Consider the following 8,915-nt stretch of genomic DNA (forward strand, 5'->3'; position numbering starts at 1 on the left):
GGCGGCGAGCGGGGTGAAGGGGGAGCCGGTGTTGGCGAATGCCAGTCTCCCCCAGGGGAATCCGCCGAACGGCAGGCGGTCGCGGGCCCATTCCTCCGCCACCCACAGGCAGCCCGCCCACAGTGGCCAGAGCGGGAGTCTGGAGGTGAGGGCGAGTCCCGCGCCCAGCAAGGCGAGGAACAGCGCTTCGATGAGGGAGAGGCCGAACACCGCGTCGTAGCCGACGACATGGAGCCAGCGCAGCAGCGCGAAGAAGAACGGCAGGCCGAAGGCGAGGCCCGTCCAGGCGCCTTGGCGGGCGGTCCTGCCGCGGGTGAGCAGGCTCAGCGCGGCGACGGCCAGCACGGACAGCGGCCACAGGCCGTAGGGCGGGAAGGCCGCGGCGCAGGCGAGGCCGGCCGCGGCGGCGAGGCCGGTGCGGGGCGCCTCGCGCCGCATCCACCGCCCCGCGCGCGTGCGGCGGCCGGGCCTGGGCGCGGCCTGGCTCTCCGGCCCGCCGGGCGCGCCGGAGGAGCCGACGGAGACGGGCGTGGTGTGCACCGCCTGGTCGGCACGCGGCGCTTCCCCGGGGTGCGCGGCGGTGGTGTGGGGGCCCGATGGCACGGTCGCGGCCTTCCTGCAGGTCGTCCGGTGGTGTGAAGCGACCGTACATCGCCGCGCGGACATGCGGCAGCGCGGGCGGAAAGCCTGTGGAAAACCTGCCTCCGCCCCAGGTCAGCGGGGGTGTGACGGCAAACCGGACAGGAGGCGTTGCGTACTACGGATCGGGGCCCGGCGCCCTTCGGGCCGACCTGGGACCCGCTGGCTGCGGGTCTACCGAGAGCCGTTGTCTACTGAACGTCCGGGCCCCACCCGGGTCGCACCTGCCGACCGGCAAGGAACGTTCCCTCGCCCCCGTGGCGCGGGCGCTGGACCTGGCTCCCAGTGGCGGTGTGCCGTGCGGCGCACCACCCCATGGCCCAGCTGCGTTCGGCGACTGTGTGGAGGTTCCCCGGGTCGGACGTCCTGTGGTGGACTCGGCCGAACCTACCCGCCGTCTCCCATCGTCTGTCAACAGCCGTCTGGCCTGCGGGGATTCCGCAATGCGGCAGGTCAGCCAGGAAGATCCGCAGGTGGCGCGACAGGCCGGGAGCACACCGTTCGGCCGCGCGCCACCCCGGTACGTCACTCGTTCGGCCGTGCGAAGACCGTGCGTCCGCCCACGACGGTTCGCAGGCACTCCGGAAGGGCACTGCCAGGGGCAAGTTCGGGCAGGCCAGGCGTGCCGGAGCGGGGGTCGGTCGACCAGCGGGCGACCCGCTCGTCGGGGGCCTGGACGACGAGTTCGCCGGCCTCCCAGACCGCGTAGTCGGCGGGGGCACCGGGCACGAGTACGCCCGCGTCGTCCCGGCCGACGGCCCGCCAGCCGCCGCGTGTGTGGGCGGTGAACGCGGCGCGGACCGAGACGCGGTGCTCGGGGGTCCGGTGGAAGGCCGCGGCACGGACGGTGCCCCAGGGGTCGAGCGGGGTGACGGGGCTGTCGGAGCCGAAGGCGAGCGGGACTCCGGCGCGCAGCAGCGCCGCGTACGGGTTGAGGGTGCGGGCCCGTTCGGCGCCGAGCCGCCGCGCGTACATGCCGTCCTCGCCGCCCCAGGCCGCGTCGAAGGCGGGCTGGACCGAGGCGGTCAGGCCGAGTTCGGCGAAGGCCGCGATGGTCTCGGGGGTGAGCATCTCGGCGTGCTCGACGCGGTGCCGGCCGGCCCGGATCCGCGCCGGGCCGAGCCTCTCGGCCGCGGCCCGTACGCCCTCGACGACCGTCGACAGGGCGGCGTCGCCGATGGCGTGGAAGCCGGCCTGGATGCCGGCCTCGGTGCAGGCGGCGACGTGGGCGGCGACCGCCTCGGGGTCGAGGTGGGCGCTGCCGGTGCGGCCGGGGGCGTCGGCGTAGGGCTCGTGGAGGCAGGCGGTGTGGGAGCCGAGTGAGCCGTCGGCGAAGAGGTCGCCTGCGGCGCCGATGGCGCCGAGTTCGCGGATGCGGTCGGCGCCTTTGGCGTCGGTGAGGGGTTCGGCCCAGTAGCCGAAGACGCGGGGGCCCGGCTCGGCGGCGGCGAGGGCGAGGAGCCCAGTCAGGTCGTCCTCGCCGGAGATGTCGGGGCCGGCGCACTCGTGGACCGAGCCGATGCCGAGCGAGGCGGCGCGGCGCAGGGCGGCCCGCTGGGCGTCGGCGCGCTGCCCAGGAGTGACGGCGGAGTGGGCGGTGCGGCGTACGGCGTGGTGGGCGTCGCCGGTGAGCGGCTCGTCGGGGTGGTCGGCGAGGCCGGGGACGCGGGCGAGGAGAGCGGTGGTGGCGACGGCGGAGTGGACGTCCGCGCGCGTGAGGTAGAGGGGGCGCCCGCCGGTGGCCTCGTCGAGTTCCGCCCGGGACGGGTGGCGCCGCTCGGGCCAGCGGGCGGCGTCCCAGCCGTGGCCCAGGAGGATGTTCTCGCCCGGGTGGTCGGCGGCGTGGGCGCGGACCCGGTCGAGAGCCTCGGCGAGGGTGCGGGTGGTGGACAGGTCGAGGCCCGTGAGGGCGAGGCCGGTGGCGGTGGTGTGGACGTGTGCGTCGGTGAACGCCGGGGTGACGAGGGCCCCTTGGAGGTCCACGACCTCGTCGGCGCCGTCCGCGAAGGCGTCGGCCGCGCCCTCGGAGCCGACCCAGGCGACGTGCCCGCGCTCGACGACCATGGCGGTGGCGAAGGGGTCGGCGGGGCTGTGCACGGTGCCGCCCCGGAGCAGCACGGTGCGGGGGGTGTCCTGGTTCGCGGGGCTCTCGCTCATACCGGACAGTTTCTCCCCCGGACGCGGACGGCTTCCGCCCGGGGTGGGGCCGGGGGTCAGACGCGCGGCGGCCTGGCCTCGTACGGGGTGGAGAGCACGACCGTCGTACGGGTGGAGACGCCGGACTGGGAGCGGATGCGGGTGAGGAGGTGCTCCAGCTCCAGGGGGGTGGCGACGCGGACCTTGAGGATGTAGTTCTCGTCGCCGGCGACGCTGTGGCAGGCCTCGATCTCGGGGATGTCGGCGAGCCGGTCCGCGATGTCGTCAGGGGCGCTGGGGTCGAACGGCTTGACCGAGATGAAGGCGGTGAGGGGGAGGCCGACGGCCTCGGGGTCGACGACGGCGGCGTAGCCGCGGATGATTCCGCGCTGCTCCAACCGGCGGACGCGCTGGTGGACCGCCGAGGTGGACAGGCCGGTGGCCTTCCCCAGGTCGGTGTAGCTCATGCGCCCGTCTTTGACGAGCAGTTCCACGATGTGCCGGTCGAGTTCCTCCACAGCGGAGAACCTACAGGGGGCCGGTGCCCCGGGCACAGTTGGAGCGGGAACCAGGGGGCTTGGAGCGCACCTGCAAGCGGCATGTGACGAACACCACAGAATCCGACAGGTGTCCGCAGGAGTGCCGTGATTGCCCGGTGGCCGAGCAGGGAAATGCTTGCTGTGGTCGAGGCCGAAGCGCCTCGTTCGGCCCACCCGGAGGGGGAGTTACTCCATGCGTCACCTGAAGCACCCCGGTCACAGCGACCGCATCCAGTCCGTGCCCGAGAGCGCGGGCGTCGAGCCGCAGGCCCCGGAGGCGGTCGACGACGGCGATGAGGACAGTACATACGAGACCTATGAGATGTTCCGGGTCGTCTGCCCGGACTGCGCGCGGCCGATCGCGCTGCTGGCGGACGAGGAGGTCCTGCCGGAGCACGCGCTGGTGCGCACGCCCTGGAATCCGTTCGGCCTCACGGTCTGCCCCGGTACGGGGCGCGGAGTCGCGGAGACCACCCCCGCCGACGCCTCGGCCGGCCCCCAGGAGCAGGACGCGGCGCTCCTGTTGACGCTGCCGGAGGGGCTGGACTGGCGGAAGCAGCCGTTCTCGCACGTGGGTGGGCCCGGTTCGCACCCGATGCGGGTCCCCGCGCAGACGCGGTGGGTGCACAGCCACGCGGCCTGACGGTTTCAGCGTTCAGAGAACGCGTCAACAGCCGGGCGCCACAAGGGGGTTCGCCGGGCACACGCGGGATTTCGGAGCCTCGCCCGGGCATCGCGTGCCCGCGCCGGTCGCGACACGCTGCGCGGATGCGTGAGGTCGCGGACCAAGCGAGGGTTTCCACGGAACCCGGGGCCTCCCCCGGGCCCTCGTATGCCTCCGGTCGGCCCAGTGGGCGTCCGTTCGCCGGGTGACGGTCCGGACGACGGAGGCGGCGCGTCCGTTCCGACCCGCCTCCATCGCCCGCCATCATCAGCGAGTTGACGTGGCGTCAGATCTCGATGACCGCCTGGACCGGCAGGTGGTCGCTGGGGAACTGGCCGTTCTTGGAGAAGGTGTTGATGGCCGCGTGGCGTGTGCGGACTGAGGGCGAGGTGAGGATCCAGTCGATGCGCGCGCCGTCGGGGGTCAGCGGCTTGTAGCCGTGGAAGGTCGCGTACAGGGCGCTGCGCTTCTCCGCCGTTTCCCAGGTGTCGACCAGGGTGCCGCCGTTGAGCAGCGTGTCGTAGGCCGGGTTGGCGTGGGCGGCGGCGTTGAAGTCGCCGAGGACGACGCGCGGCAGCTCGGCGTTCAGAGCGCGCAGGCGCTCGGAGATCAGCTCCGCCGAGTGCTCGCGGGCCTTCTGGCCGACGTGGTCGAAGTGGGTGTTGAGGGCGTAGAACTCGGTGCCGGTGCGCAGGTCCTTGAAGCGGGCCCAGGTGGCCATGCGGGTGATGGCGGCGTCCCAGCCCTTGGAGGCGATCACGTTCGGGGTCTCGGACAGCCAGAAGTGGTCGAACTCGAGCAGATCGAGTCGGGTGGTGTCGTAGAACATCGTCGCGAACTCACCGTGGCTGCCGCCCTCCCGGCCGGTTCCGACGGCGTCGTAGCGCGGGCCGAGGTCGGCCTCGATGTCGCGCAGCTGCTCGTAGAGCCCTTCCTGGGTGCCGATCAGGTGCGGGGCCTCGCGGCGGAGCAGCTCGCGCATCACGGGGCGGCGCTCGGCCCAGGAGTTGGGGGTGGTGTCACTGGCGTAGCGGAGGTTGAAGGACATGACGTGCAGCTGCCGGCCGCCGGCCGGCCGCGCGGCGCCGGTGGGGTCCGCGGCCTGGGCCGAGGAGCCCGCGTAGACGGACGTCGAGAGCGCGAGGGCCGCGGTGGCCGCGGCCTTGATGCCGTGGCGACGGCTGAACGGTGATGCGTGCATGACTGCCTCCAGTTCTCCGGTGCGGGCCAAGGCTCTCCGGCGTCGGCCCCATCGATCACGGTGAGTCTCAGCCGGTTGTGTGTGGCGAAAGTGACGGGCAGGGAGCCGGAGTTGAAACCCCCGTCGGCGCCCGTACGCGGAGTCTCGGGTGGGACACGCGTCCGCAGCCCGGCCAAATCGACAAACCGTTCAAGCCGCCCAAGTGTCGGAAGCCACGCGCGCCGCATCCGGCCGCTCGCCCGTACGGACCCGTGGAGTCGGGCTCGTACGGCGACTGAACGGGCGTACGGGGACACCGCAGGGCCGTCGTACAGGGACACCGCAGGGCCGCGGCGTCCCCGTACGGACGCCGCGGCCCACCGGCCGCCCGCTACCGCGATTCCGGGCCCAGCAAGTGGCGCGCCACCACCATGCGTTGGATCTGGTTCGTGCCCTCCACAATCTGCAGCACCTTCGCCTCGCGCATGTAGCGCTCGACCGGGAAGTCGGCTGTGTAGCCGTAGCCGCCGAGGACCTGGACCGCGTCCGTCGTCACGCGCATCGCCGTGTCCGTGCAGAAGAGTTTCGCGGAGGCGGCGAGCCGGGAGAACGGGCGGCCCGCGTCGCGCAGCCGCGCGGCCGCCAGGTAGAGGGCGCGGCCCGCCTCGATCTGGGTCGACATGTCGGCGAGCAGGAAGCGCAGGCCCTGGAAGTCGGCGATCGGGCGGCCGAACTGCCGCCGGTCCGCCGCGTAGGCCATCGCCTCGTCGAGCGCCGCCTGGGCCACTCCGATCGCGCACGCGGCGATCCCGAGCCGGCCGGAGTCGAGCGCGGCCAGCGCGATGGCGAAGCCCTGGCCCTCGTCGCCAAGGCGGCGCGCGTCCGGTACGCGCACGCCGTCCAGGTGCAGTTGGGCCGTGGGCGAGCCCTTGAGGCCCATCTTCTTCTCGGGCACCGCGGCGGCGAGCCCGGGGGCGTCGCCCGGTACGAGGAAGGCGGTGATGCCGCGGGCGCCCTCGCCGCCCGTGCGGGCCAGCACGGTGTAGAAGTCGGCGATGCCGCCGTGGGTGATCCAGGCCTTCGTGCCGTCGAGGACCCAGTCGTCCCCGTCCCGCACCGCGCGCGTGCGCAGGGAGGCGGCGTCGGAGCCGGAGGCGGGTTCGGAGAGGCAGTACGCGCCGAGGAGCCCGCCGCCGAGCATCGCTGGAAGGTGCTCGGCGCGCTGCTCCTTGGTGCCGTACGCGGCGAGCGCGTGGCAGGCCAGAGTGTGCACGCTGACGCCGAGGCCGACGGTGAGCCGGGCCGCGGCCAGCTCTTCGAGGACCTGGAGATACACCTCGTACGGCTGCTCGCCGCCGCCGTACTCCTCGTCGTACGGGAGGCCGAGGAGGCCGGACTCGGACAGGAGGGAGAAGAGCTCGCGGGGGAAGCGGCCGGTGTCCTCCTCCTCGGCCGCCTTCGGGGCGACCTCGCGCTGGGCCAGCTCACGGACGAGCGCGAACAGGTCCCTGACCTCTTCGGTGGGCAGTTGGCGTTCCACCGGCTGTGGGGCGCGGTCGGACATAGCGGCGCTCTCCTCCCTGTCGGGCGCTGCGGCGGAGCGCGCTCGGGGTGTGGCGGCGCCGCCGGACGGTGCGGACGGCTACTGGCCGACACTGCCCTTCGGATCGCGAAAGGGCGGCCTGACCAGCGGCTGTGGCGCTGTGAGTATGCCCGATCGACGGCTGTCCGTCACGGGTGCGCCGAATCCTTCGGCGCCCGTCCACCGCCACCGCTCCGGTTCCACGCGCCCGACGCGCTCCGGCCCCTTTCGGCCAAGCCCTCGCAACTTGGTACGCACCATTGACTCAGTGGTCTAGTCCTTCTACGGTTCCCCCACGCTCTACGCGTGCATGTCAACCCAGCATGCGGTCGCGGTCCCAGCCCTCTTCCCCACACAAGAGGAGAACCCCACATGCTCAGAGCGCACCGTCCCCCCACCCGCAAGCGGGCGTTCCTGGCGACGCTCGCCGCCGCCTGTTGCGCGCTCGTGGCCGTCGCCCTCCCGGCGGGCTCCGCCTCGGCGGGCGAGACACGGGCGGCGGCACCCGCGAAGGCGGCCGCGGGCAGCAAGGTCGTCGGCTACTTCACCGAATGGGGCATCTACGACCGGAACTACCACGTCAAGAACGTCGAGACGTCCGGCTCCGCCGGCAAGCTGACCCACATCAACTACGCGTTTGGCAATGTCACCGGCGGCAAGTGCGCGATCGGCGACTCCTTCGCGGACTACGACAAGGCCTACACCGCCGACCAGAGCGTGGACGGCGTGGCCGACACCTGGGACCAGCCGCTGCGCGGCAACTTCAACCAGCTGCGGAAGCTCAAACAACTGCACCCGAACCTGAAGGTGCTGTGGTCCTTCGGCGGCTGGACCTGGTCCGGCGGCTTCACCGAGGCCGCAAAGAACCCCGCCGCCTTCGCCCAGTCCTGCTACGACCTGGTCGAAGACCCCCGCTGGGCCGATGTGTTCGACGGCATCGACATCGACTGGGAGTACCCCAACGCCTGCGGCCTGAGCTGCGACACCAGCGGCGCCGCCGCCTACAAGAACCTGATGCAGGCGCTGCGCGCCAAGTTCGGCAGCGGCAACCTCGTCACCGCCGCCATCACCGCCGACGCCTCCTCCGGCGGCAAGATCGAGGCCGCGGACTACGCGGGAGCCGCACAGTACGTCGACTGGTACAACGTCATGACGTACGACTTCTTCGGCGCCTGGGCCGCCACCGGCCCCACCGCCCCGCACTCGCCCTTGACGTCCTACAGCGGCATCCCCCAGGAAGGCTTCAACTCCGACGCCGCGATCCAGAAACTCAAGTCGCACGGCGTCCCGTCAGAGAAGCTGCTGCTGGGCATCGGCTTCTACGGGCGCGGCTGGACCGGAGTCACCCAGGCCACACCCGGCGGCACGGCCACCGGCCCAGCCGCCGGAAAGTACGAACAGGGCATCGAGGACTACAAGCTCCTCAAGACCTCCTGCCCCGCCACCGGAACCGTCGCCGGCACCGCGTACGCCAAGTGCGGCTCCAACTGGTGGAGCTACGACACCCCGTCCACCATCGCCGGGAAAATGACCTACAAGAACCAGCAGAACCTCAGGGGCGCGTTCTTCTGGGAGTTCAGCGGAGACACCAGCAACGGCGAGCTGGTCAAGGCGATCAACTAGCCCCCGGCCCGACCGAGTCGGCTGCCCGGCACCCGCTTCCCCCCGGAGGCGGGCGCCGGGCAGCCGACTCCGCGCCCGTGGCCGATCTTCGAGGTGCCGATCCGCCCAACTGGCGGCGGTGGGCGCAGACTGGTGGCGTACGCACCGCGCCCGCGTACGCCGGATCCGCCCCGAGCCGAGGAGTCGCCGCCCATGACCGTGTCCCCGGACCCCGCCGCCGTCTTCGACACCGCCTTCTTCCGCCGCTGGCTCACCCGCGCCACCCAGGTGATCACCGAGCAGGCGGACCACCTCACGGACCTGGACTCGGCCATCGGCGACGCCGACCACGGCGCCAACCTCAGGCGCGGCTTCACCTCGGCGTCCGCGACGGTGTACGCCGATCCGCCGGCCACCCCCGGCGCGCTGCTGAAGGCCTTCGGGACGCATCTCACCAGCACGGTCGGCGGCGCCTCGGGCCCGTTGTACGGGACGGTGCTGCGGCGGGCCGGGCGGGCGCTGGGCGAAGAGGAGGAGACGGTCAGCCCGCAGCTGCTCGCCGAGGCCCTCGCC

The 8,915-nt window shown here is 72.8% G+C and carries 7 protein-coding genes and 1 pseudogene; 3 read left to right on the forward strand and 5 right to left on the reverse strand.

The features are described from left to right. The 3 genes and pseudogenes from AOK16_RS09210 to AOK16_RS09220 form a co-directional block, all read right to left on the reverse strand. Positions 1-603, reverse strand: a pseudogene (locus AOK16_RS09210) (apolipoprotein N-acyltransferase); the annotation flags it as partial. Positions 604-1,164: 561 nt separating this feature from the next. After that, a complete protein-coding gene (locus tag AOK16_RS09215; protein WP_055471757.1) occupies positions 1,165-2,796 on the reverse strand; it encodes an amidohydrolase in 1,632 nt (543 codons plus the stop codon). A 56-nt stretch (positions 2,797-2,852) separates the two neighbouring features. Continuing rightward, positions 2,853-3,293, reverse strand: a complete 441-nt coding sequence (locus AOK16_RS09220) for an Lrp/AsnC family transcriptional regulator (RefSeq protein ID WP_055471758.1) — start codon at positions 3,291-3,293, stop codon at positions 2,853-2,855. Between the two features lie 214 nt (positions 3,294-3,507). Between AOK16_RS09220 and AOK16_RS09225 the strand changes: the two genes are divergently transcribed. Beyond that, positions 3,508-3,957: a hypothetical protein gene (locus AOK16_RS09225; protein ID WP_055471759.1), complete on the forward strand. Its 450-nt coding sequence runs from the start codon at positions 3,508-3,510 to the stop codon at positions 3,955-3,957. Between the two features lie 307 nt (positions 3,958-4,264). Here the strand turns inward: AOK16_RS09225 and AOK16_RS09230 are convergent, their stop codons facing one another. Together AOK16_RS09230 and AOK16_RS09235 are read right to left on the reverse strand one after the other, a co-directional pair. Then, positions 4,265-5,179, reverse strand: coding sequence for an endonuclease/exonuclease/phosphatase family protein (locus AOK16_RS09230; RefSeq protein ID WP_055471760.1), 915 nt, complete (start codon positions 5,177-5,179; stop codon positions 4,265-4,267). A gap of 370 nt (positions 5,180-5,549) precedes the next feature. Continuing rightward, complete coding sequence (locus tag AOK16_RS09235; protein WP_055471761.1) at positions 5,550-6,722, reverse strand: acyl-CoA dehydrogenase family protein; 1,173 nt, start codon at positions 6,720-6,722, stop codon at positions 5,550-5,552. 390 nt (positions 6,723-7,112) lie between these two features. On the opposite strand from AOK16_RS09235, the gene AOK16_RS09240 reads away from it, so the two are divergent. After that, a complete protein-coding gene (locus AOK16_RS09240; protein ID WP_055471762.1) occupies positions 7,113-8,363 on the forward strand; it encodes a glycoside hydrolase family 18 protein in 1,251 nt (416 codons plus the stop codon). A gap of 192 nt (positions 8,364-8,555) precedes the next feature. Continuing rightward, a partial coding sequence (locus AOK16_RS09245) for a DAK2 domain-containing protein (protein WP_157859157.1) occupies positions 8,556-8,915 on the forward strand: 360 nt, incomplete at its 3' end.

Origin of the sequence: Streptomyces pathocidini (genome assembly GCF_001418495.1) — a bacterium.
Taxonomy (GTDB): Bacteria; Actinomycetota; Actinomycetes; order Streptomycetales; family Streptomycetaceae; genus Streptomyces; species Streptomyces pathocidini.